21 protein-coding genes and 1 pseudogene are annotated in these 23,617 nt (G+C 69.7%); 3 read left to right on the forward strand and 19 right to left on the reverse strand.

The window, feature by feature from the left end:
• Nucleotides 1-4: 4 nt before the first annotated feature.
• The 4 genes and pseudogenes from OG395_RS17650 to mmuM form a co-directional block, all read right to left on the reverse strand.
• The gene (locus tag OG395_RS17650) at nucleotides 5-1,237 is read right to left on the reverse strand and encodes an arginine deiminase (RefSeq protein WP_266980394.1); all 1,233 of its coding nucleotides are present in this window, start codon (nucleotides 1,235-1,237) and stop codon (nucleotides 5-7) included.
• A 110-nt stretch (nucleotides 1,238-1,347) separates the two neighbouring features.
• Nucleotides 1,348-3,915, reverse strand: a complete 2,568-nt coding sequence (locus OG395_RS17655; RefSeq protein WP_327243822.1) for a polynucleotide kinase-phosphatase — start codon at nucleotides 3,913-3,915, stop codon at nucleotides 1,348-1,350.
• Nucleotides 3,912-5,390, reverse strand: a complete 1,479-nt coding sequence (locus tag OG395_RS17660; protein WP_327249371.1) for a 3' terminal RNA ribose 2'-O-methyltransferase Hen1 — start codon at nucleotides 5,388-5,390, stop codon at nucleotides 3,912-3,914. Before OG395_RS17660 ends, OG395_RS17655 begins: the two co-directional genes overlap by 4 nt.
• 153 nt (nucleotides 5,391-5,543) lie before the next feature.
• A pseudogene (gene mmuM / locus OG395_RS17665) lies at nucleotides 5,544-6,419 on the reverse strand (homocysteine S-methyltransferase); the annotation flags it as partial.
• 322 nt (nucleotides 6,420-6,741) lie between these two features.
• Between mmuM and OG395_RS17670 the strand changes: the two are divergent.
• The gene (locus OG395_RS17670) at nucleotides 6,742-7,665 is read left to right on the forward strand and encodes an LLM class F420-dependent oxidoreductase (RefSeq protein WP_327243823.1); all 924 of its coding nucleotides are present in this window, start codon (nucleotides 6,742-6,744) and stop codon (nucleotides 7,663-7,665) included.
• Between the two features lie 186 nt (nucleotides 7,666-7,851).
• Here OG395_RS17670 and OG395_RS17675 read toward each other — a convergent pair whose 3' ends face one another.
• The 11 genes from OG395_RS17675 to OG395_RS17725 all read right to left on the reverse strand — a co-directional run bounded on the left by OG395_RS17675 (nucleotide 7,852) and on the right by OG395_RS17725 (nucleotide 16,961).
• Complete coding sequence (locus OG395_RS17675; protein ID WP_327243824.1) at nucleotides 7,852-8,670, reverse strand: hypothetical protein; 819 nt, start codon at nucleotides 8,668-8,670, stop codon at nucleotides 7,852-7,854.
• Between the two features lie 413 nt (nucleotides 8,671-9,083).
• Nucleotides 9,084-9,608, reverse strand: a complete 525-nt coding sequence (locus OG395_RS17680) for a DUF6099 family protein (RefSeq protein WP_327243825.1) — start codon at nucleotides 9,606-9,608, stop codon at nucleotides 9,084-9,086.
• A 124-nt stretch (nucleotides 9,609-9,732) separates the two neighbouring features.
• On the reverse strand, nucleotides 9,733-10,092 hold the full coding sequence (locus OG395_RS17685) for a nucleotide pyrophosphohydrolase (protein WP_266980405.1): 360 nt from the start codon (nucleotides 10,090-10,092) through the stop codon (nucleotides 9,733-9,735).
• A complete protein-coding gene (locus OG395_RS17690; protein ID WP_327243826.1) occupies nucleotides 10,089-11,318 on the reverse strand; it encodes an AAA family ATPase in 1,230 nt (409 codons plus the stop codon). The genes OG395_RS17685 and OG395_RS17690 overlap by 4 nt, the downstream gene beginning before the upstream one ends.
• Nucleotides 11,319-11,373: 55 nt before the next feature.
• On the reverse strand, nucleotides 11,374-11,772 hold the full coding sequence (locus tag OG395_RS17695) for a cell division protein SepF (RefSeq protein WP_266980409.1): 399 nt from the start codon (nucleotides 11,770-11,772) through the stop codon (nucleotides 11,374-11,376).
• Between the two features lie 104 nt (nucleotides 11,773-11,876).
• Entirely contained in the window at nucleotides 11,877-13,154 is a 1,278-nt protein-coding gene (locus OG395_RS17700) for a cytochrome P450 (RefSeq protein WP_327243827.1), read from the reverse strand.
• Nucleotides 13,151-13,765 carry a GTP-binding protein gene (locus OG395_RS17705; protein WP_327243828.1) on the reverse strand — a complete coding sequence of 205 codons (615 nt, stop codon included), beginning with the start codon at nucleotides 13,763-13,765 and terminating at the stop codon, nucleotides 13,151-13,153. Before OG395_RS17705 ends, OG395_RS17700 begins: the two co-directional genes overlap by 4 nt.
• Nucleotides 13,743-14,096, reverse strand: a complete 354-nt coding sequence (locus OG395_RS17710) for a DUF742 domain-containing protein (protein WP_327243829.1) — start codon at nucleotides 14,094-14,096, stop codon at nucleotides 13,743-13,745. The genes OG395_RS17705 and OG395_RS17710 overlap by 23 nt, the downstream gene beginning before the upstream one ends.
• Nucleotides 14,093-14,521, reverse strand: coding sequence for a roadblock/LC7 domain-containing protein (locus OG395_RS17715; protein WP_327243830.1), 429 nt, complete (start codon nucleotides 14,519-14,521; stop codon nucleotides 14,093-14,095). Before OG395_RS17715 ends, OG395_RS17710 begins: the two co-directional genes overlap by 4 nt.
• Nucleotides 14,518-15,900, reverse strand: a complete 1,383-nt coding sequence (locus OG395_RS17720) for an ATP-binding protein (RefSeq protein ID WP_327243831.1) — start codon at nucleotides 15,898-15,900, stop codon at nucleotides 14,518-14,520. Before OG395_RS17720 ends, OG395_RS17715 begins: the two co-directional genes overlap by 4 nt.
• A gap of 62 nt (nucleotides 15,901-15,962) precedes the next feature.
• Nucleotides 15,963-16,961, reverse strand: coding sequence for an MBL fold metallo-hydrolase (locus tag OG395_RS17725; RefSeq protein ID WP_327243832.1), 999 nt, complete (start codon nucleotides 16,959-16,961; stop codon nucleotides 15,963-15,965).
• A gap of 429 nt (nucleotides 16,962-17,390) precedes the next feature.
• Between OG395_RS17725 and OG395_RS17730 the strand changes: the two genes are divergently transcribed.
• Together OG395_RS17730 and OG395_RS17735 are read left to right on the forward strand one after the other, a co-directional pair.
• Nucleotides 17,391-17,861 (forward strand): helix-turn-helix domain-containing protein, encoded by a 471-nt coding sequence (locus OG395_RS17730; RefSeq protein WP_327242201.1) that lies wholly within the window; start codon nucleotides 17,391-17,393, stop codon nucleotides 17,859-17,861.
• Nucleotides 17,750-18,532 (forward strand): IS630 family transposase, encoded by a 783-nt coding sequence (locus tag OG395_RS17735; protein ID WP_327243833.1) that lies wholly within the window; start codon nucleotides 17,750-17,752, stop codon nucleotides 18,530-18,532. The genes OG395_RS17730 and OG395_RS17735 overlap by 112 nt, the downstream gene beginning before the upstream one ends.
• Before the next feature lie 50 nt (nucleotides 18,533-18,582).
• Here the strand turns inward: OG395_RS17735 and OG395_RS17740 are convergent, their stop codons facing one another.
• The 4 genes from OG395_RS17740 to OG395_RS17755 are packed head-to-tail and all read right to left on the reverse strand — an operon-like array spanning nucleotide 18,583 to nucleotide 23,456.
• Entirely contained in the window at nucleotides 18,583-19,755 is a 1,173-nt protein-coding gene (locus OG395_RS17740) for a Gfo/Idh/MocA family protein (protein ID WP_327243834.1), read from the reverse strand.
• A 39-nt stretch (nucleotides 19,756-19,794) separates the two neighbouring features.
• Nucleotides 19,795-21,435 carry a hypothetical protein gene (locus OG395_RS17745; protein ID WP_327243835.1) on the reverse strand — a complete coding sequence of 547 codons (1,641 nt, stop codon included), beginning with the start codon at nucleotides 21,433-21,435 and terminating at the stop codon, nucleotides 19,795-19,797.
• A gap of 54 nt (nucleotides 21,436-21,489) precedes the next feature.
• Nucleotides 21,490-22,449, reverse strand: a complete 960-nt coding sequence (locus OG395_RS17750) for a carbohydrate ABC transporter permease (RefSeq protein ID WP_030979240.1) — start codon at nucleotides 22,447-22,449, stop codon at nucleotides 21,490-21,492.
• On the reverse strand, nucleotides 22,446-23,456 hold the full coding sequence (locus tag OG395_RS17755) for an ABC transporter permease (protein WP_384037165.1): 1,011 nt from the start codon (nucleotides 23,454-23,456) through the stop codon (nucleotides 22,446-22,448). The genes OG395_RS17750 and OG395_RS17755 overlap by 4 nt, the downstream gene beginning before the upstream one ends.
• Between the last annotated feature and the right edge of the window lie 161 nt (nucleotides 23,457-23,617).

The following is a 23,617-nucleotide window of genomic DNA, read 5'->3' on the forward strand; positions in this document are numbered from 1 at the left end:
AGCACTAGACCGCATCGCGGACCACGGGGCAGCTCATGCAGCGAGGACCGCCCCTGCCCCGGCCGAGTTCGCTGCCGCGGATCTCTATGACCTCGATGCCCTGCTTGCGCAGATACGTGTTGGTGGTGGCGTTGCGCTCGTACGCGACGACGACGCCCGGCTCGACGGCCAGCACATTGCAGCCGTCGTCCCACTGCTCGCGCTCGGCCGCGTGCACGTCCTGGGTGGCCGTGAGGACCCGGATCGAGTCCAGCCCCAGAGCCGCCGCGATGGCCCGGTGCATGTGCTCGGGCGGATGGTCGGTGACCTTGAGCTCCCGCGGTCCGCTGCCGGGCTCGATGGTGTACGAGCGGAGCATGCCCAGCCCCGCGTACTGGGTGAACGTATCGCCGTCGACCATCGTCATCACCGTGTCGAGATGCATGAACGCCCGTCTCTTGGGCATGTCGAGCGCCACGATCGTCCGGGCGGAACCTGCGTCGAAGAGTCCGCGGGCCAGCATCTCCACCGCCTGCGGGGTGGTGCGCTCGCTCATCCCGATCAGGACGGCGCCCTGCCCGATGACCAGGACGTCGCCGCCCTCGATGGTGGACGGATAGTCGTCCTGCCCCTCGGACCAGTGGTGGAAGGCTCCCGCCTCGGAGCCGGTGAAGAGGGGGTGATGGCGGTAGATCGCCTCGAAGTGGACGGTCTCGCGCTGCCGGGCCGGCCAGCGCATCGCGTTGATGGACACGCCGTCGTATATCCAGGCGGAGGTGTCCCGGGTGAAGAGGTGGTTGGGCAGCGGACCGAGCAGGAAGTCGTCCAGGTCCATGACGTGGAAGCGGACGGATGTCGGCTCGCTGTGCCGTTCCAGGAACTCCCGCTTCGTCATCCCGCCGACCAGCGCCTCGGCCAGCTCGGCGGTGGGCAGCTCCTCGAAGGCGGCCCGCAGGTGTTCGGTGGCGAGCGGGCCGTACTCCTTCTCGTCGAAGACCCGGTCGAGGACGAGCCGCTTGGCCACCGGGATGTCCAGGGACTCACGCAGCAGATCGCCGAAGAGGTGCACCTCCACCCCGCGGTCGCGCAGGACGTCCGCGAAACCGTCGTGCTCCTGCCGGGCGCGGCGCACCCACAGCACGTCATCGAAGAGGAGCGCGTCCTTGTTGCTGGGGGTGAGCCGCTTCAGTTCCAGATCGGGGCGGTGCAGGATGACGCGGCGCAGCCGCCCGGCCTCGGAGTCGACATGGAATCCCATGCCTCCATCCTCACCGCGCGGAGCGCCGTTCACCCGGCGAATCGCCACCGAACTCGCCACCGGATGCGATGCCGGGTCCGGCATCGCATCCCGGCGCGTTCCGGCTGCGGTCAGAGCCTCGGGTCGACGGGCTCCGACTCCAGGGCGAGCACCGCGAACACCGCCTCGTGGACCCGCCACAGCGGCTCGCCCTCGGCCAGCCGGTCCAGGGCCTCGAGACCGAGCGCGTACTCACGGAGCGCCAGCGACCGCTTGTGGCCCAGGAACCTGGAGCGCAGCCGCTCCAGATTTTCCGGACGCGTGTACTCGGGGCCGTAGATGATCCGGAGGTACTCCCTGCCGCGCACCTTGATGCCCGGCTGGACCAGCCGGCCCTTCTCGTCCCGCACGAGCGCGGCAAGGGGTTTGACGACCATGCCTTCGCCGCCGCGGCCGGTCGTCTCCAGCCACCAGTCGATGCCGGCGCGGACCGATGCCTCGTCACCCGTTTCGACGACGAGCCGCCGGGTGACCTGGAGCAGGCCGGTGGGGTCGTGCTCCACCAGCCGGTCGAGCCAGGCAAGCTGCTCGTCGTGCGGTACGGCGGCCAGCGAGCGACCCCGCACGGCGAGGATCTGGAACGGGGCGATCCGCACCCCGTCGAGGCCCTCGGTGGACCAGCAGTAGCGACGGTAGGCGTCGGTGAACGCCGCCGCGTCGGCCGTCCGGTCCTGCTGACGGGCGGCCAGGTCGGCGACGTCGACACCACGGGCCGCCGCTGCCGCCAGAGCCGCGTCGACCTCGGGGAGTACGGCACCGGACGCGGCGCCGACCGCCGCGTACTGGGAGCGCAGCAGCCCGCCCGCCTTGAGGGACCAGGGCATCAGCTCGGCGTCGAGCAGCACCCAGTCGGTGTCCCACTCCTCCCACAGTCCTGCGGCGGCGACGGCCGTGCGCAGTCTGCCGAGGATCACCTCGGTCAGGGCGGCGTCGTCGAGGAACGGCCGTCCGGTGCGGGTGTGCAGCGCCCCGGTCGGGCCCTCGACCCCGAACCGCTCGCGGGCCGCGTCCGCGTCACGGCAGACCAGGGCCACCGCCCGCGAGCCCATGTGCTTCTCCTCGCACACGACCTGGGCGACCCCGTCGGCCCGGTACTGCGCGAAGGCCTCGGCGGGGTGCTCCAGGAAGCCCTCCTCGTGGGAGGTCGCGGTGGGCGCCATCGTCGGCGGGAGGTAGCCGAGCAGCCGCGGGTCGACGGCGAACCGGCTCATCACTTCGAGCGCCGCCGCGGCGTTCTCCTCGCGCACCGAGATGCGGCCCATGTGCCGGGTCTCCACGATCCGTCGGCCCTGCACATCGGCCAGGTCGAGCGGACGGCCCTCGCGGCCCCCGGGGGCCTCGGTGACGAGCGGTTTCGCGGGCTCGTACCAGACCTTCTCGGCCGGTACGTCGACGAGTTCGCGCTCCGGCCAGCGCAGCGCGGTCATCTTCCCGCCGAAGACCGCGCCCGTGTCCAGGCAGAGGGTGTTGTTGACCCAGGATGTGCTGGGCACGGGGGTGTGGCCGTAGACCACGGCGGCGCGGCCGCGGTAGTCCTCCGCCCACGGGTAGCGCACCGGCAGGCCGAACTCGTCGGTCTCGCCGGTGGTGTCCCCGTACAGCGCGTGCGAGCGGACCCGTCCGGAAGTGCGCCCGTGGTACTTCTCGGGCAGCCCGGCGTGGCAGACGACCAGCTTCCCTTCGTCCAGCACGTAGTGACTGACGAGCCCGTCGATGAACTCCCGTACCTGTTCGCGAAAGGCCGGATCCCTGGCGTCCTCGCGGTCCAGCTGCTCGATGGTCTCGGCGAGCCCATGGGTGTGCTGGACCTTTCGGCCCTTGAGGTAGCGGCCGAGTTTGTTCTCGTGGTTCCCCGGCACGCACAGGGCGTCGCCCGCCGCCACCATGGACATGACGCGGCGCAGCACGCCGGGGCTGTCGGGGCCGCGGTCGACGAGGTCGCCGACGAAGACCGCCGTGCGCCCTTCGGGGTGCGCGCCGTCGATGTAACCGAGCTTGCCGAGCAGGGTCTCCAGCTCGGAGCTGCAGCCGTGGATGTCACCGATGATGTCGAAAGGCCCGGTGAGATGACGCAGGTCGTTGTAACGGCGCTCCAGCACCACGTCGGCGTGGTCGACCTCCTCCTCGGTTCGCAGGATGTGCACCTTGCGGAAACCCTCGCGCTCCAGGCCGCGCAGCGAGCGGCGCAGCTCGCGGCGGTGGCGCTGGACGACGTGGCGGGGCATGCCGGCGCGGTCGGGGCGGGTGGCGTTGCGCGCCTGGCAGACCTCTTCGGGCAGGTCGAGGACGATCGCGATGGGCAGCACGTCGTGGGTCCGGGCCAGCTGCACCAGCTGCCTGCGGCTCTCGGCCTGGACGTTGGTGGCGTCGACGACGGTCAGCCGTCCCGCGGCGAGCCGCTTGCCCGCGATGTAGTGCAGGACGTCGAAGGCGTCACCGCTCGCGCTCTGGTCGTTCTCGTCGTCTGCGACGAGCCCTCGGCAGAAGTCCGAGGAGATGATCTCGGTGGGCTTGAAGTGCCTGCGCGCGAACGTGGACTTGCCGGAACCGCTGGCCCCGATGAGCACGACGAGGGAGAGGTCGGTCACCGGCAGCGTGCGGTGCGCGTCGGTGCTCTTCTCGGTGTCGTTTTCGGTCATGCTGCCTTCGCCTCCTTCTTCTTCGTGTCGTCCTCGGCGGTCTTCGTGAACACGGCCATCTGTGTGGGCGGCCCCACCTCGGGGTCGTCGGGTCCCACCGGCACGAAGCCGACTCCGTACCCGTGCCGCTGCGCCACTTCCTGCGCCCAGCCCCGGAACTCGGCCCTGGTCCATTCGAAGCGGTGGTCGCCGTGGCGCACGTGCCCGGCGGGGAGGCTCTCCCAGCGGACGTTGTACTCCACGTTCGGCGTCGTCACGAGCACCGTCTGCGGCCGGGCCGAGCCGAACACCGCGTACTCCAGCGCGGGCAGCCTCGGCAGGTCGAGGTGCTCGATGACCTCGCTGAGCACGGCCGCGTCATACCCGCCCAGCCGCTTGTCGGTGTACGTGAGCGAGCCCTGCCTCAGCGTGACGCGGCCGGCCTGCCGCTCGCCCATCCGGTCCAGCTTCAGCCGGCGCGAGGCGATGGTCAGGGCGCGCATCGAGACGTCGACGCCGACGATCTCCGTGAAGCGCACGTCCTTCAGCAGTGTCTGCACCAACTGGCCCTGTCCGCAGCCCAGGTCAAGCACCCGGGTCGCCCCGGCGGTCCGCAGCGCCTCCACGATCGCTGCCCGCCGCTGCTCGGCGAGCGGCACCGGCTTCTCCTCGGTGTCCGTCGTCTCGTCCACGGCGTTGTCGACGGACTCCACCGCCAGGTCGTCCAGCTCGGCGAGCCGTACCAGTTCGAGCCGTTCCATCGCCTGCCGGGTCAGCCCCCAGCGCCGGGAGAGATAGCGGCTGGTGATCAGCTTGTGCTCCGGGTGGTCGGCCAGCCAGCCGTCACCGGCCCGCAGCAGCTTGTCCACCTCGTCGGGCGCGACCCAGTAGTGCTTGGCGTCGTCGAGCACCGGCAGCAGGATGTACAGCTGCCGCAGCGCGTCCGCGAGCCGCAACTCGCCCTCCAGCACCAGTCGTACGTACCGCGAGTCGCCCCACTCCGGGAACTGCTCGTCCAGCGGTACGGCCACCGCGTCCACGCTCGTCCAGCCGAGCGGACCGAAAAGCTTCGTCACGAGCTCCGCGCCACCGCGCGCCGGGAGCGCGGGCACCTCGATCCTGAGCGGCAGGGGCGTCGCCGCACGCTCGGGCAGGGCCCGGCACACGCCGTTCAGAGCGGACTTGAACACGGTGCTCATCGCGACGGAGAGCAGTGAGGACGCCGCGTACGGCCGGTCGTTGACGTACTGCGCGAGCGCCGCGTCGGGAGCGCCGCCGCGGCCCTTGCCCTTGCCCCGGCGCACGAGCGCCACGGGATCCACCTGCAGCAGCAGGGCGGCCGTGCAGCGCTCGGCGGATGCCTCGGGATAGAAGACATGCGCGGTGCCGTGGGAGGTGGAGAACGTCTGCGCCTTCTCGGGATGCTTGTGCAGCAGGAAGCCGAGGTCGGTCGCGGGGCGCTCAGGGGTGCCGGTCGTACTGATGGTCAGGAACACACGTCCGAGTATGGTCTGGATCACTGCCCCCGACCAGGCATTTTCGTGGTTCCTAAGGTTCTGTCGCCCCTCCCGTCCCACGGTCCGTGCCACGCGCCGACCCGCTCCCTGCCCCCCGACCGTCCGTCCCGCCGCAATCAGCCCGGCCAGTTCCGCGATCGGTCCGGGACCGACCCGGCAGCAACCGCCGACCAGCCGCGCACCGGCCTCCTGCCAGCCCCGCACGCGGCGAGGGTCGAACGTGGCACCACCGGTCCATCCCCGGCCCTCGGCGTCCCACTGCTCCCCGCTGTTCGGGTAGACGACGACCGGTTTCCCGGTCATCTCGGCCGCCGTCACCACCGCCCGGTCCGCGTCCGCCGGATCGCAGCAGTTCACCCCCACGGCCACCACCCGGTCGTGCCCGGCGGCAAGCCCGAACGCCGTCTCCAGCGGCTGCCCCGCCCGGGTCCGGTCGCCCGCCACGCTGTACGAGAGCCAGACCGACAGCCCGTAGTCGTCGACCACCCGCAGCAGCGCCTCGGCCTCATCGGTGTCCGGCACCGTCTCCAGCGCCAGCACATCGGGGCCGGCGGCGGCAAGCGCCTCGATCCGGGGCCGGTGGAAGCGCTCCAGCTCCCGGACCGAGAGGCCGTACCGCCCGCGGTACTCGCTGCCGTCCGCGAGCATCGCCCCGTACGGACCGACGGAGCCGGCGACCCAGACCTCCCGGTCCGCCGCCGCACCGGCCCGCCGGGCCAGCTCCACGCTGGAGGCGAAGAGCTCCGTCGCCCGGTCCGGGCCGATCCCCCGCCGTGCGAACCCCTCGTACGTCGCCTGGTAGCCGGAGGTGATGAGCACCTGCGCACCCGCCAGCACATACGCCCGGTGCGCGGCCTCGATCTGCCGTGGCTCGTCGACCAGCAAGCGGGCCGACCACAGTTCGTCGGACAGGTCGCAGCCCTGCGCCTCCAGTTGGTTGGAGAGACCGCCGTCGAGGAGGACGATTCCTTCGGCGAGCGCGGCGGCCAGCGGGCGGGCGGGTTGCACAGCTGCTCACTTCCCTCCGGTCGACCACCTGCACGGGTGCGTGCGTGGGTCGCGGCCACACGGTCCTCGTCGGCCGGGAACCGCAGGAGGCCCGGATACCACGACAGCCGGACGCGATCGCGATCAGGGCGTTCCGCGTGTCGGTGACGAGGAGCGCGCAGGTGTCTGTATGACCCACGCTAGCGGTCCTCCTCCGGGTAGCGAGGTGATCGCGGAGAAACGGCCTGAGTACGCCTGAGGACCGTGCCCTCCGCACGCCGTGATGCGTGTGCGACAGCGGTTCGAGGCGAGTCCGTGACTACCCCACGGGCATGATGGATGCATGGATCTTCGTGTCTTCACAGAACCACAGCAAGGGGCGACCTACGAGACGCTGCTCCGCGTCGCCAAGGCAGCCGAGGAACTCAACTACGGAGCCTTCTTCCGCTCGGATCACTATCTGCACATGGGAGCCGTGGACGGCCTCCCAGGACCTACTGACGCCTGGATCACGCTTGCCGGTCTCGCGCGCGAGACGACGCGGATCCGCCTCGGGACCCTCATGACCGCCGGCACCTTCCGCCTCCCCGGTGTCCTCGCGATCCAGGTTGCGCAGGTCGACCAGATGTCCGGCGGACGGGTGGAGCTGGGTCTCGGCTCCGGCTGGTACGCGGAAGAACATGCGGCCTACGGCATCCCGTTCCCCAAGGAGAAGTTCGGACGCCTGGAGGAGCAGCTCGCGGTCGTCACCGGGCTGTGGAACACCCCCGTCGGTGAGCGATTCGACTTCGACGGGACGTACTACCAGCTTTCGGACTCCCCCGCGCTGCCCAAGCCGGCCCAGGCCAGGGTGCCGGTCCTGATCGGCGGTCACGGAGCCAGGAGGACACCCGCTCTTGCCGCTCAGTACGCCGACGAGTTCAACATTCCGTTTGCGTCCCTTGCCGACACGGAGCAGCAATTCAAGCGCGTGCGTGCGGCGGCTGAAGCCTGCGGGCGCAGGGCGGACGACCTCGTCTACTCCAACGCCCTCGTCGCCTGTGTCGGCAAGACCGACGCGGAGGTGAAGCGCCGGGCGGAAGCCATCGGCCGCGACGTCGACGAGCTGAAGGCCAACGGTCTTGCCGGGTCTCCCGCGGAGGTCGTCGAGCGCATCTCGGCGTTCCGGGCCGTCGGCTCACAGCGGATGTACCTGCAGATGCTGGACCTTGACGACTTGGACCACTTGGAATTGATCGCGTCCGACGTGATGCCGCAACTCTCGTAGCGAGCCACAGTGGTAAGCCGTGGGGGCCTGTCGACCGACCCGGCCGGCCGACGCGGTCGTTGCCTCAACCTGCAGATGAGTGCGCCGGTCGACCTGTGACGGGTGTATTCGGCCGCGGGGGCAGTCCGCTGTTCGCGCTGCCCCCGCCCCGGAATCCGGCGGCCCGTCCGCGGCCACCCCGACCCGTCAACTCACTCCCGGGGGAAGGGCGATGCTGCCGCCGAACACTCCGCGGTTCTCCTCACTCACGTCCTGGGTGTACGTGATGTTCTGCCCGCCGTTCGGAATCAGGAAGGCGAACCGGAACGCGTGGGCTGCCACCTTCCCCGTCCTGGCATCCAGCGTCAGCGTCTCGGTCAGCCGGGACAGGGTGACCTGAGATTTGTCCACCGCCACGCCGGCCCCTCGGAGCTGGTCGAGGACGGGCTCCGCCTCCCGTACCGCGGACTTCACATAGGCACGGTCCTGCACCTCGGGCACCTTGCGCGGCGAGGCCACCCGCACCTGGAGCCGCACCTTGCCGTGGCTGTCCGCCTTGGTGAGGGTGACGCCCCCCTGCTTCAGGTAGGTCCGGAACGTCTGGACGGCGGCGACGGGATCCTCGACCTTGTTCGCGATCACCGGATCAGAGAGGGCCCCGTGCTTCCAGGTGCCTGCGTCGCCCTCCTTCACGTACCCCTTACCGCCGACTACGAAGACCTCTTCGGGCTTGCGCTGCCCTTTACTGCTGATGATGACCCCATGCGACTGGAGCGCCTCGGGATCACTGGTGCGCCGCACGGTGGCCGTATAGGACGCATTGCTGGGCTGCTGCCCTTGCAGGGTGAGCCCTTCCTTCCCGCGCACGGCGAAGGTCCATCCGTGCTGCGCCGCCATGGCCTTCTCGGCGAGGTCGAGAAAGTCGCCGGGGGTCTCGGGCGATACGGGCGCCTTCTCCGATGCAGCCGCGGATGCGGATGCCGCTGCCGACTTCACCGCGGCCGGCTGCGCATCCTCCCCGCCCACGGCGGAGCAGCCAACGGCCGCAAAACAAAGGGGCGCAACCACCCCGACAAGCCCGACCCGCCTCTTCATCTACGTGCCCCTCTGCTGGCCCCCCGCCTGACGTGGGGGAACGAGGCGCGGACTATATAGCAAGGCGCGCCACTCGGTCGCGGCAGCGGACAATCCGCCCATTCAGTCAGATGGGCCGCCACGAGGACCACCGGGCGGGAAAGGGCGTCAGGCGTGCATACCGCGCCGGGGGTCCCCGCGGCCACATGCCAGAGCGCCATCGACGACCAGAGCCGTCCGGCTCACGGGTGGGCGCAGCATGTGTCGCGCCCACCTGTGGTGTTGTGGCGTTCGAAGGTCGGCACGCCCTGTCATGAGGGAACGCGGAGCAGGTCCAGCCCCAGCCTCATTCTCGCGCCGTCACGTCACGCCTGGCCCGCCGCCGAGCCCGCCGGTCCGCGCACCACACCGTACGCACCCTCCCGCTCCCGCTGCCGGTCCTGCTCCCGGTCCTGCTCGACGAGGAGCCGGAGCATGCCGTGCACCCGGTCCAGCGCCTCGTCGGCCGCATCGATCGCCTCGATGCACTGCCAGTAGAGGCTCTCCTCGCCGGTGTCACAGGCCACCGCGACGAGAGCCATCCCCATCTCCCCCAGCAGCGCGCCGAGGCCGGTCAGGGCCGCCCGGGGATCGGCAACCCCGGCAAGCTGCGAGGCCCGCGCCGTGCCGGTCCGCACCACCGGATGGTCCGGCGCCCCGCCGCCGCTTCCCCCGATCTCGCCGAGCCCCCGTGCCTCACCCCGCAGCGCCTTCGGCCCGTGGGCCGCCAGGTGCTCGCCGATCGCCTGGGCCAGCGCCTGGACCTGCCAGGCCTCCGCCATGATGGACGGCGCGCCCCGGCTCTGCGCCAGAGCCCGCCGACTTACCTCTATGAGCCGCTCCGCTTCCATACGTCGCCCCCGTCCGAACGAAAACCCGCTCACCTCATCCATTACCCACAGTGAAGGGAGCGGTACCGAAAGGCCAGGGGATTTCGGAAATCTGTGGACACGAAATCGACTGTGGAGAAGTCGATCACTCCGAAGAGTGACGATCTTGAGGTTCTGGAGGCTTCGGAACCGGGAAGCGCGCTTCGTTCCTGTCGATCTTCTCCGCCAGCGCCGCCAGCGCATCTATGCCCAGCACCTCGCAGAACTGCAGCAGATACGCGAGCACATCCGCGACCTCGTCCGCCACCCGATGCGCCGTCTCGGGCACCTCCATCACCTGCGCGGACTGCTCCGGCGTGAGCCACTGGAAGATCTCTACCAGTTCGGACGCCTCGACGCTGAGCGCCGCCGCCAGGTTCTTCGGGGTGTGGTACTGCTCCCAGTCACGGGCGGCCGCGAACGCGGCGAGCCGTCGCTGCAGTGTCTGTACATCGAGTCCGTTCACGGTCCCAGGTCTACCACCGTCGCACCGGCGGTCCCACGGGCCCGTGCGGCGGCCGCCTCGGCGACCGTCCCCACCAGCCTGAGGTGCCCGGTCGAGCCGACCGACGCGGCCAGGGCCAGCAGTTCCGCCACCTGCCGTCCGTCCAGGTCCCGGTCCAGCCCGTCGACCAGGACGGTGAGCGTCTGCATGGCCGACGGCACCTCCGCCGCGGCGTCCATGGCCAGCACCCCGGGGCCGGTGAGCAGGACCAGGGCCAGCGCCAGATACCTCAACTCGCTGTCACCGAGCCGCCCGACCGGGGTGAGGTGACCGCCATCGCGCTCCACCACGGCGCGCAGCAACCCGTCCGGGACCCGCTCGACACCCAGCCCCCTCACCGTCCCCGCGCATCCGGCAGCGGCCGCCGCAACCAGCCGGGCATGCCGCTGTGCGCACTGGGTGTGTGTCCGTTCCAGTACCGCCGCGAGGTTGTCGCAGTCCCGGCGCAACCGGTCCTCCCCGCCGGGCACCGGCGCCCGCATCCGCTGCGGCTGCGGTTCGCAGACGAAGACGGAGCGCAGGGCCACGACCATCTGTTCGGCGGCGGCGAGGACCCGTAACTGTCCCTCGGTCGTGCCCGCGACCCGCAGCGGCAGCAGCGCCGTGCCGAGCAGGTCGTCCGGCAGTGGCGCCCGGGTCACCGGGACGGTGCCGGCCGTGTGCCAGGCCGCCTGGACGGTCGAGCCCCTGGGGTCGCGCAGCGCGGTGGTCAGCAGCGCCTCGTCGCCGCCCGTCAGCCGTTCGCCGACGATCCGGAGGGTGGGCTCGGCCTGCACGGCGAGGTCGAGCCGGACCGGTCCCGCCGGGCCGGTCGTCGTGCAGCCGATCCGGAAGCCGCGGCGGCCCTGGGCGTCGGGACCGGCCCGTTCGGGTACGTACGCCGCCGGATCCGGGAACACCTCGTCGAGCGGGTCGCCCGCACCCAGCCGGGCCAGCGCCTCGTACGCCCGCAGCGCGCTGGACTTCCCACTGCCACCTGCCCCCGCGAACAGCGTGAGCGGGCCCACCGGGAGGACGGTGCCACGGTGCGCGGCGAAGGCGGAGAGCCGCAGTTCGGTGACGACGGGGCCGGCGGAACGGACCGCACCGTTTCGGGGAGGTTCGGTTCGGACAGCCTCGGTTCGGACTTCTCGGGCGGCTGATGCCTCTGGGGTCGCCCACGGGTTTTCCGGGCAGCGTGCAGTCATGAGCGGACCGTACGCACGCCGTCGACCGGTGAACCGTTCCGCCCGCGCGACCTTCCTACGATCGGGGGACGCCCGCGGCCGCGACCCCTTCGACCTCCATGCCGGCCGGCGACAGAAGAAACACGTTCCGGTCGACGCGGTGCATTCCGCTGCCGAGCCCGAAGACCACACCGCTGGTGAAGTCCAGGATCCGCTTGGCCACATCGGTCTCGGCACTGGTCAGATCGAGCAGGACCGGGATCTGTGCGACCAGATACTCGGCCACCTCGCGCGCGTCCGCGAAGACCTGCACCCGCAGCACGACCATGCGGCGCTGTTCGACGGTCTCGTGGTCGTCGGGGACCGCGCGGTGGTCGACCCGTGACGGCCATTCGTTGCGGCTGCGCAGCGGTACGACCTGGGCCAGTCCCTCCCACTGCTCGTCCGTGACGTCATACCTGTCGTACCTGCTCACCGGACCACCCCGTCTGTGCTTCGGTCGGCGTTGCGCCGGCTGCGCTCGCTGTTCATCGGGCAATTCTCGCGCCCCTCACCCGTTCGGCGTACCACCGACACGGGTCATCGGCTGATCGACACCTCCGACGGGGCCGAGAGCGCCGTGTCGCCGGTCACGTCGAGCGGGGTGAAACGGACCGGGAGATGCACCAGCGCGCGGTGGAACGGACCTGGCCGCCACATCAGTTCACTCGCCGCAACAGCCAGTTCCGCATCGCACAGCTGGCTGGTCAGCTGCTCGATCGCGGTCATCGCGATGAGCAGTGCCGGCTGCTTCGCGGGGCACCGGTGCGGCCCCGCCGACCAGGACAGATGGGCGCTGCCTCCGGAGCGCACGCCGGGGTCCGAAGGGGCGGGCGGGGACTGGGTGTTGGCCCCGGCGAAGGAGACCAGGAGCAGCTGCCCGGCGCGCAGCCGGACGCCGTGGAACTCGGTGTCGTGGCGGGGGTAGTGGGCGGCGAAATTGGCCAGCGGCGGGTCCTGCCACAGGACTTCGTTGATCGCCTCGTGGGCCGTCATCGCTCCGCCGTGCAGCGAGCCGGCGTAGCGCGCGTCGGTGAGCATGTGCAGCAGCGCGTTACCGATCAGGTTGGTCGTCGGGTCGTGGCCCGCGCTCATGACCAGAGTGATCTGACGCACAGTCTCGTCGTTGTCGAGGCCGGCCGGGTGGCCGAGGAAGTACGAGGTGAGGTCGCGGCCGGGGCGGGCACGCCGTTCGGCGACCAGCTCGGTGACGACGGTGACGAGGTCGGCGTACGCGGCCGCGGAGTCCTCGGCGGAGTTGAACATGCCGCCGATGCCGTCGACGATCCGTTCGCTGTCCTCGGGCGGTACGCCGAACCAGGTGGTGAAGACGTGCAGCGGAAGCCGTCGGGCGTACTGGGCGACGAGGTCGCCGCTGCCGGTGGCCGCGAACTCCCGGATGAGCTGCCGGGCGACCCGGGCGACCTCGGCCCGCAGGACGTGCGGTTCGATCAGGGCCAGGCTGTCGTTGATCGTGTCGCGGTAGCGGGCATGCACGTCGCCGTCGCTGAAGAGTGCGGTGGGCCGGTAGCCGAGCATCGGCAGGACCGGTGAGTCGGCGGGGACGGTGGCCTGCCAGGCGCGGGGGTCCTTGGTGAAGGTGTGGGTGTCGCGAAGCAGGTCGACGGCCGCCTGGTAGTCGGTGACCAGAAGGGCGTCGATGCCCGGGGCGATCCGGACGGGGGCGAGCGGGCCGTGTGCGCGCAGCTGCCGGTAGTGGCTGTGCGGGTCGGCGGCGAAGTCGGGGCCGTACAGCGCGAGCGGCTGCGGCGGCTGTACGGAGCGGGCCGGGCGCGCGGAGTGGGCGGGGGACGTCATGACAGGTCCTGAGGCTGGGGCAGGCGGGTCAGCACGTGCTCGGCGAGGGCGATAAGGGCGTCGATGCTGCCGCGGCGTTCGCGGGCGTCGCACTGGAGCAACGGGGTGTCGGGGTGGAGGTCGAGGTGCTTGCGCAGGACCTCGTCGGTGTGGGCGGGGGCGTCGGGGAAGCGGTTGACGGCGACGGCGTACGGCAGTCCTTGCTCCTCGACCATGTCCATGACGGCGAACGAGTCGCCGAGCCGGCGGGTGTCGACCAGGACGAGGGCGCCGAGGGCACCGCGGGCGATGTCCTCCCAGAGCGGGAGGAACCGTTCCTGTCCAGGGGTGCCGAACATGTAGAGCACCAGGTCGTCCTGGACGGTCAGCCGGCCGAAGTCGACAGCGACCGTGGTGGTCGTCTTGTCCGGCAGCCCGGCGGTGTCGTCCAGCCGGGTACTGGACTGGGTCATCGCCTCTTCGGTGTGGAGCGTGGGTATCTCCGACAGCGTACGGATCAGGGTTGTCTTGCCCACGCCGAAGGGACCCGTGACCACGAGCTTCATCAGGGTCTGGGCGGCAGGCGGCAGATAGCCGATGCCGGTCCGGTCAGTGGAGGGAGCGGAGTCCAACGAGCAGCCTCTCGACGAGCGACCGGTCGGTCCCCCCGGCACTGGGGATCGGCGGTCGGGTGTGCAGGTGTCCGGAGGCCGCGAGGTCCGTGGCCAGGAAGACGGTGGCGCTGACCGGGAGGTCCAGGTGGGCCGCGCATTCGACGACGGTGAGCGCGCCCGGTTCCAGCAGCTCGCACAGCCTGCGCTGTTCCGAGCCGGTGTCCGGCGGCAGGGCCGTGTCGGTGCGTACGAGCACGGCGAGCCGGTCGAGTGCGGGTCCGGTGGGCCGGGTCCGGCCACCGGTGACCAGATAGGCGGGGATCAGGCGGCGTTCTGGGCCGGGGCTCATGGCCGGGCGGCGGTGTCCGGTTGGCGGGCGGGTGCGTTCATCGCCCGGGTCAGCGCGTTGACCTGCACCTGCATCTGGTACGCGATGTCGCCCAGCCTGGCCCCGGGTTCGGCGAACAGGGCGAGCGTGGTGTTCTTCCCTGCCGGTACGACGATGGCGAAGCCCTGGTCGGACTCGACCACCGTCTGGGCCAGCTGCGGGGTCTCGACATCGGTGAACGCGGTGGTGAAGGCGCGGGCCGCGGCGTGCAGGGTGGCGGTCATGGCGGCGACCCGCTCGCCGGACGCCCGGTCCAGGCCGGGCGAGGCTCCTTCGACGAGCCCGTCGCCGGTGGCGACCACGGCGTGCTGCACTCCGGGCAGTTCCAGCAGAGGGGTCAGCACCCATGCGAGGTCACCGGTGGTGGGGGTAGGGGTGCTGCTCACGTCTCGTCGTCTCCTTCGTCGTTCCTGGCGTTCCGGGCGTTCGGGTCTTCGTCGTGCTCCGATGCCGGTGGGGCGGCCGGGGCGGGGGCGCTTCGGCCGCTGAGGGTGCCCTGCTGGAGCGCCGCCCAGGACGCCTCGGCCTGTTCGGGGGTACGGGGCGCCGGCGGGCCGGCCGGGGGTACCGGCGCCGCGGGCGTGGACCGTACCCCTGCCGGGCGGGGCGCTCGGCGGCGCCGGCTGGGCAGCTCGGTGCGTACCTCGACGACTGGCTCCGGCTCGGCCGCAGCGGGGGCCGAGGGCTCGGCGGTGGCCGGCGCCGCAGTGTGCGCGTGCACCGGTTTCGGGGCGAGGACGGAAAGGCTGGGGTCGTCCTGCAGCACCGTCAGGAGGTGGGCGGGCACTCTCAGAATCGTCCGCATCCCGCCGAAGGGTGACGCCTCGATGTGGCAGCTGAAGCCGTACTGCACGACCAGCCGGCCGACGACGGCGAAGCCGGTCTGCGGCGGATCGCCCAGCTCGGTCAGGAGGACTTCGGACGGGCCCGCCAGCAGGGCTCGGGCTCGTTCCAGCGCGTCGTCGTCCATGCCGATGCCCGCGTCGTCGATCACCAGGAAGGCGCCGCGGCCGCCACTCTGCTGGACCGTCACCTGGACGTCGGTGTCGGGGTGCGAGTAGGCGGTGGCGTTGGCCAGCAGCTCCGCGAGGGCGATCGCGAGCGGTTCGGCGGCGCGGGCGACGACGGCGAGCCACTCGTCGCGCAGATGGTTGGCGACCTTGATCCGTTCGTAGCCCGCGACCCGGGACTGGGCGCCGAGCACGATCTCGACGAGCGGCGAGTTCTGCCGGGCCAGCCCCGGCCAGGCGTCGCAGAGCACCGCGGTGGCCTGGGTACGGCGCAGCGCCAGTTCGTTACGGAAGTCCAGCTGCAGGATCCGCGGGTCGTCGTACTCGTGCTGGAGTTCGTGCAGCAGCTGCTGGGACTGGTTGAGCAGCGACTGGATCTTGGCGGAGGTGCCGCGCATCGCCGCGCGTGCGGCCGCGTCGACGCGCTGCCGCTCCTCGACGACCGCCGCGCGTGCGGCCTGCACCGCCTCGGTCAGGAGAGTCGCGGATCCGCCGTCGATCTCGGCCGCCTCCCGCAGCCCGGGGACCGGCGCGCTGGGGTGGGAGAGGGCGAGTGCGGCGGCGGGTATCCGCTTCCGGGCAAGCTGCCGGATCTCGTCGGTGAGGGCGACGGTACGGGCATCGGCCGCCTTCGCCTGGCGTTCGGCCAGCTCGGCGCGGGCCCACGCCACATGGGCGTCCCGGGCCGCGTTCTGGGAGCGGACCACGGCCACCACGGCGGTGACGACGGCTGTCAGCGCGACGATCCATGCCATGCCGTCACCGTATTTCTGTGGTCGGGTCGGCCTCCCCGCCCGGGCGGCGGGAGATCCGGGTGTCACCCCTCGTGGTCTGCCGCCCCACGGGACTGCTCCACTTCTTGAGCGACGACGGCGACATCGGTCATCACCTGGAGCACGCCGGGCAGTTCCGAGCCGTCGAGCTGCCGGTACTCGCTGCCGATCGTCACCACAAGGCGTTCGGGCAGGCCGAGTTCGGGGTGGCGCCCCTCGGCGATCACCCGGCGGGCCGCCTCCAGTGCGGGCACCCCGGCCGCGTGGAGGGCGTGGGCGCGCTCCCTTACGTGTTCGAGGTAGCCGATGTGCGCGCGCACGCCGGCCGGGTCGAGGACCGGACCGTGGCCCGGGACGATGGTCTCGGCGCCGGTGGCCAGCACCTGTTCGCAGGCGGCGATCACGTGGGAGAGGGGGCCCGCCCAGTGCACCGGGTGGTCGCCCGGCTGCTCCGGCGTGGAGGCGAAGATGACGTCGCCGCTGAACACGGTCTGCTGCGAGGGCAGGTGCACGATCAGGTCGCCCGCGGTGTGGGCGGGTGGCAGAGACGTCACCTGGACGGGGTACTCCCCCAGGGTCAGTTCGAGTTCGCCGGTGAAGTACGTGGTCGGCTGCACGGGTTCGGTCCGTGACCAGTCGAACGGGCCGAAGTGGCGCTTGAGGTACTCACCGAGCGCGGTGGCCGGATCGCTTCCCTGGACGAGGGCGTGCTGCTGCTTCGGGGTGGGTTCGTAGTGAATGTGCTCCCGGGCCTCGCGGGTCGCGATGATCTCCGCGTCCGGGAGTACGCCCGCGCCCCAGAAGTGGTCCCCGTTGGCGTGGGTGACGATCACCCGGTCGATGGCGGCGCCGTCGGGCAGCCGCTTCGTGGACTCCGCCAGGAACTGGCCGGCGAGCACGGGGTCGTACGGGGTGTCGATCCAGATCGCGCCACGCGTTGACGTCAGGAGGCCGCAGTTCGCGAGGCCCCAGCCCCGTTTCGGCGGGAGCCATGCGTACAGGTCCCGGCCCAGCTCGACGAAGTCTCCGCCCGTGATCGACATGGACGCGATTATGCCGACCGCGATCCGGCAACGCGTTCGAACTCGGCCACCGAGGTTTCCGTTTGGCGCGAAGTCGCCCTTCGCTCGCACCGGTCGCGGTGCGGCGGTGACGGTACGGGACCGGACCCCCTCACCCCCGTACGACATCTTCCGGATGTTCGGTCTCATTTCACCCGACGGTGTCACGCTTCGCGGCCATGACCGATCGAGCGGCCGCCAAACAGGAAGGGGCCGATTACCCACCGAGCATGGCTGAAAACAGACGCAGAGAGACCTCCGGCGACGGTGCCTGACAGCACTGTCGCCGGAGGTCCCCACGGCTTCCGGCCGGGTGTTCCTAGTAGCGTGTCGCCGCTTAGTTATGGTGCACCTGACTGGGAGGTTGGTGTCTGGCAGATTCCTTCCCCTTTGCCAGATAGGACTGTTGTCATGGGTTCGCAGAAGAAGCGGCCGGTCAGTTTGACCGCGCAGGATCGTGAGGATCTGGTCCGGGTGACCACGACAGGTGTTCGTGGAGCCTCGATGATCATGCGTGCGCGGGTGCTGCTTGCGCTGGACAGCTCGGTGGGTGAGGTGGACACCAAGGAGGTGATCGCGGCCCGGCTCGGCGTCTCCGGTGAGACGTTGCGGCTGGTCGCCAAGCGTTTCACCGAGACCGGTGGCGATGTGCACGCCACGATTGCTCGGAAGAAGCGCGACCTCCCGCCGGTGCCCTCGCCGGTGACCGGTGAGGTCGAAGCCCGGCTGATCGCGATGGCGTGCTCACAACCACCCCAGGGCTATACCCGGTGGTCGCTGCGGCTGCTGGAGAAGCACGTCGCGCTGGTCGAGGACATCCCCGACCTGGACCACTCCACCATCGGGCGGGTCTTAAAAAAACGGAACTGCGTCCTCACCTGAGAAAGTGCTGGACCATCCCGCCACGAGCGAACGCGGAGTTCGCGGCCCGGATGGAAGACGTGCTGGCCGTCTATGCCCGGCCCTACGATCCGGCACGTCCCGTGGTGTGCATGGACGAGAAGCCCTACCAACTCCTCGACCATGCCCGCGACCCGCTCCCGGCCCGCCCTGGTCACGACGCCTGCCAGGACAGCGAGTACATCCGCCGCGGCACGTGCTCAATCTTCGTGTGGGCCGAACCCCTGCGCGGATGGCGTCGAGTCCAGGCACTGTCCCAGCGGACCCGGATCGACTGGGCCGGCCAGGTCAAACAGTTACTGAGCGTGGACTACCCCGACGCCAAGGCCGTGGTGCTGGTGATGGACAACCTCAACACCCACGGCATCGCCTCACTGTACGAGGCATTCGAACCAGAAGAGGCCTTCGCCCTGGCCCAACGCCTCGAGATCCACCACACGCCCAAACACGGGTCATGGCTCAACATCGCCGAGATCGAACTCTCCGCGCTGACCCGGCAATGCCTCGACCGCCGGATCAGCAACCTCGACAACCTCAACACCGAACTCTCAGCCTGGCAGAACGCCACCAACACCGACCAACGTCAGGTCGACTGGCAGTTCACCACCCACGACGCACGCATCAAACTGCGCCACCTCTATCCCAAAAATTAGCTGCGACGGTCTACTAGTGCCGTGACCGGCCATGCTTGCTGGTCACAGCACTAGCGGACCTGACCGCGTTCGAAGTACGCGATCAGCTCGGGGTCGAGGGCCGGCACGTCGTACGGTGCACCGCCCTCACGCAGCGAGCGGGTCGCGAGGACCCCGGCGGCGACGCTCATCCGGGCGGCGACCGGAGAGGTGTCGGTGACACCGCCGTCGCGGACGAACCGGCAGAACTCCTCCATGATCCGGGTGTCACCGCCGCCGTGCGAGCCATCGGCCTCCGGCACCCGGTAGGTGATGTCGGCCTCGGCACGGTATCCGCTGGGTCCGGTGTTCCAGACCTTGACCTCGTCACCGGGGCTGTCGCCGAAGTTCTCCAGCCGGCCCTCGGTGCCGATGACGGTGTAGTTCCGCCAGTAGTCCGGGGTGAAGTGGCACTGCTGGTAGGCGGCCACGACGCCGTTGTCGAGCTGCATGTTCATCACCGAGACGTCCTCGACGTCCACGATGTGATGCAGGTCCTTGCGAGCCGTCGGCGGCCAGTCGAACTCCCGCAGCCAGTTGTCCGGGCGCGGGGTGTCCGCCTCGCGGCGCGGCAGGTCGCCGTAGACGAGGAGGTCGCCGAGGGCGTTGACGCGGCGGGTGTAGCCGCCGACCAGCCAGTGCAGCACGTCGATGTCGTGTGCGGCCTTCTGGAGCAGCAGTCCGGTGGTGCGGGTCCGGTCGGCGTGCCAGTCCTTGAAGTAGTAGTCACCGCCGTAGCCGACGAAGTGCCGCACCCACACGGCCTTCGGTTCGCCGATGTCACCGCGGGCGATGATGTCGCGCATCAGCCGCACGACGCCCATGTGGCGCATGTTGTGACCGACGTACAGCCGGGTCCCCGTCTCGTACGCGGCGCGCAGGACGTTGTCGCAGCTCTCCACGGTGATACCGAGCGGCTTCTCGACGAAGACCGCCTTGCCGGCCCGCAGGGCATCGATGGCGATGACCTCGTGGGTGTCGTCCGGGGTGGCGATGATGATCGCGTCGAGGTCGTCCCGGTCGAGGAGCAGTTTGTAGTCCTCGACCGCGACATCGGTGCCGAAGCGCTCGGCCTCGCGCTGCCGCACCTCGGGGTCGAGGTCGCAGACGGCGGTGATCGCCGAACCCTGTCCGGGGTGGTGGGCGGACATCGCGATGGAGCGGCGGAGGCCGAGCCCGATGACGCCGAGTCGCAGGTCTGACACGGGGGTCCCTTCTGTCTGTACGGGTGGTGCGGGCGGAGACTACTTACCGGCGATCGATGCCTCGTACTCGGCACGCATCTGGTCGCCGCCGCCGGAACGCCACTTGCGCAGCTCCTCCTTGTAGGCGGAGATCGGCTTGCGGCCCGCGATGATGTCCTTCTGGCAGTCGCTCATGGCCGTGGTGAGCGAGGCGGACTTGCGGGTGTAGGTGTCGGAGAAGTGACCGCTCGTCGGGTTCGACTGGTTGATCTTGAGCAGTTCCTGCTGCCAGGCGTGGATCCGACCGGCTGTCTCCGCGTTGCCCGGGAGGTACACGTACTCAGGTCCGTTGGCCAGGAAGGCCAGCGGCATGGCGGTGGTGACCGCCTCGGCGTTGCCCTTCGCGGTGAGCTTGACGTCGCCGTCGGAAGTGCGGGTGAAGTGCTTGCCCTCGATGCCGTTGTCGAGGAAGAGACGCTCCTCGGTGCCGAACGGGGCGGCGAGGTAGTCGAGGACTCCCAGCAGCATCTTGACCCGCTTGTCGTCAGCCTTCTTGGAGATGGCGGTGTAGCCGACCGAGCCGTAGCCCATGCTGTACTTCGGCTTCGCGCCGGCCTTGGCGGCGAACGGCACGATGATGCCGAAGGGGAAGTCATACGTCTTGGTGTCCACCAGGAAGCTGGGGAAGGACTGCACGTAGGCGCCGAGCGAGCCCTGCGCCATCTTCTCCATGGTGGTGGAGAGGTTGGGGTCGGGCCAGAAGAGACCGGCCTTGGCCACCTTGACCCCGAACGCCAGGGCCTCCTGGTACTCCTCGGTCTCGTACATGTGGGTGAGCTTGCCGCCCTCCAGCCGCCAGCTTGCGGGCGCACCGAACCACTGTCCGAACATGCCGACGTGGTTCACGTACGCTGGCTCGAGGACGTACTTGTTGCGCTTGGCGTCGAGCAGTTCCTTGCCCTTGGCGAGGAAGTCCTCGGCGCTGGTGAACTCGGCGCCGCCGACCGGCTTCCAGAAGTCCCGGTTGACGACGTAGACCTGTCCCATGGAGCCGTAGGCCACGGTGACGCCGCGGATCTTGCCGTTGATGACGGCGGTCTTCCACGCGGTGGTGGGCAGGTTGGCCAGGTTCGGATACTTCTTGACCGCATCCCCGGACAGGTGCGGCGTGAGGTCGTGGAACTTGGCGTCCAGCAGTTCGGGAACGTGCTGGAGGCCCTGGTTCGGCGGGAACCACACGAGGTCGGGGATGTCACCGCTGGCGATCATGGCGTTGAACTTGGTGAGGTAGGCGTCGACGCCCTGGTCGACGACTATCGTCATGTCGAACTGCGCGCCGAGCCGCTTGTTCAGCTCCTGCCAGTAGGCGTTCTTGGCCTGCGGCGGGGCGGGCGTCGTGAAGGTCTCGGTCAGCGCCGTGATGCGGCTGCCGTCGCCGGGGGCCTTGGCCACCGACTTGGTGAGCTTCTTCGGGTAGCGCAGGTACGTGGCGTCCAGTCCGGCCGCATTGCCCGCGAGGTCAGCGGGGGCGGTCTGCGCGGCGACGTATGTCGGGAGTTTCAGCTTGGCGGACGCCTTGGCGCCACCCTTGCTGACGGTGGCGCCGCTGCCGCACGCGGTCAGGGAGGACAGGCCTGCCACGGTCAGACCGGCGATCCCCGCCGCGCCCATGAAACCGCGCCTGGACAAGTTGGTGGACATGGTGCTCCTTGAAGTATGTGACGTGCGGGGGGAGAGGGGGCTGCGACGGGCGGATCAGCCCTTGATCGCCCCGGTGAGGACGCCCTTGACGAAGAACTTCTGCAGGAAGGGATAGACGCAGAAGATGGGCACGATCGCGATGATCAGTACAGCCATCTGCAGCGAGGTCGCGGGCGGAATCGCATGCACGCCCATGGCCTGTGCGTTGATGCTCTGACCGTTCAGGACGTACGAGCGCAGGATCACCTGGATGGGGAACTTGCCCGAGTCGTTGAGGTAGAGCACCGCGTTGAAGAAGCTGTTCCAGTAGCCGACCGCGTAGAAGAGGCCGACCACGGCGAGGACCGCCTTGGAGAGCGGGAGGACGATCCGGAAGAGGACGGTCACCTCGCCCGCGCCGTCGATCCGCGCGGCGTCGTACAGCTCCTCGGGAATGCTCTGGAAGAAGGAGCGGACGACCACGATGTTGAACGCGTTGAGAAGTACGGGAAGGATCAGCGAGGCGTAGGTGTCGAGCAGTTGGAACTGCTGGACCGCCAGGTACGTCGGGATGATGCCGGGGGCGAAGAGGAAGGTGCCCAGTACCAGCAGCAGGATCGGCTTGCCGAGGACCGTGCCGGGGCGCGAGGTGCCGTACGCGATGAGCACCGTGCACGCCAGGCTGAGCGCGGTACCGATCAGCGTGATGAAGATGGAGACCACGGCGGCCTGCGTGACGACCCCGCCGGAGAGGATGACCCGGTACGCCTCCAGCGTCGGGTGCTTCGGCAGCAGGACGTAGCCGCCGTTGGCGTTGAGTTCCTCGCGGCCGGCCAGGCTGGTGCCGATGGCCAGGACGAACGGGTAGAGCACGATCACGGTCAGGACGACAAGGGCCGCTGCCTTCGCTCCCTGCCCGTACCAGTGCGGACGCTCCATCCACGGCGGACGGCCGGACGAGGCGCGGCCGCGGGCGGTGGCGCGCGGGCCGGACCCGGCGGTGCGCAGCCGGCTCGCAAAGGTCTGCTGACTCATCGGTACACTCCCTGCTCACCGAAGCGGTGCGCCAGCTTGTTGGCGGCGAGGATGAGGGCGAATCCGATGACGCCCTTCATCAGGCCGGCGGCCGTACTCATCCCCCAGTCACCGTCGATGACCCCGTGGTAATAGACATAGGTGTCCATGACCTCGGCGGCGTCCTTCCCGACGGCGTCGCGCTGCAGGATGATCTGCTCGAATCCCACCGAGAGGATGTCGCCGAGCCGCAGGATCAGGAGCATGAGGATCACCGGCCGGATACCCGGCAGGGTGATGTGCCAGATCCTGCGGAGCCAGCCGGCGCCGTCCATGGCGGCGGACTCGTACTGGCCCATGTCGATCGAGGCGATCGACGCCAGGAAAATGATCGTCCCCCAGCCGCAGTCCTTCCAGATGGCCTGGGCGGTGATCAGCAGCTTGAAGGTACCGGGGTCCGTCATCACATTGCCGATGTTGACCCCGTGCTCCATCAGGAGCGTGGTAACCGAACCCGCACCGCCGAGCACCTGCTTGAACATCGCGACGACGACCACCCACGACAGGAAGTGCGGGAGGTAGACGATCGTCTGGATGAAGCGCTTGATCTTCTCGCTGATCAGCGAGTTGAGCAGGAGCGCCAGCGCGATCGGGGCCGGGAAGTAGAGGAGCAGCTGGATCGCGGTGATCTGCAGCGTGTTGGAGACCGCGCTCCAGAACTCCGGCTCGGAAAGCAGCGCCGTGAAGTTGGCCAGACCGACGAACGGGCTCTGCTTGAAGCCCAGGAACGGCTGGTAGTCCTGGAAGGCGATGACGTTGCCCGCGAGCGGCAGATAGAAGAAGAGCACGAAGTACAGGACGCCCGGCAGGCAGAACAGCAGGAGCGCCTTGTCCCGCTTCAGTCGGTACCGCAGCGGCTGCCGTATTCGGCCTTTGGCTCGCTTCTTCCCGGCGGGTGAGTCCGCGTCATCGGGGTCACGGGGCTGCGGCACCGGCGACCGCACGGATGAGACCGGCGCATCTGCCATCGTCACAGGCACCTCCAGGGCTGATGGAGCAAGGGGGAGTGTCCCGCGATCACGGCTGCGGCACACACCGGTGACGGTGCGGCCGCTGCTCCCTCGCGGCGACAGCCACATAGTTCACGACAGTGCGCCTCGATGGCAAGAGTTGTTCATTTCACACAGGT

The sequence above is a fragment of the Streptomyces sp. NBC_01320 genome, assembly GCF_035974375.1.
GTDB classification, from domain to species: domain Bacteria; phylum Actinomycetota; class Actinomycetes; order Streptomycetales; family Streptomycetaceae; genus Streptomyces; species Streptomyces yanii.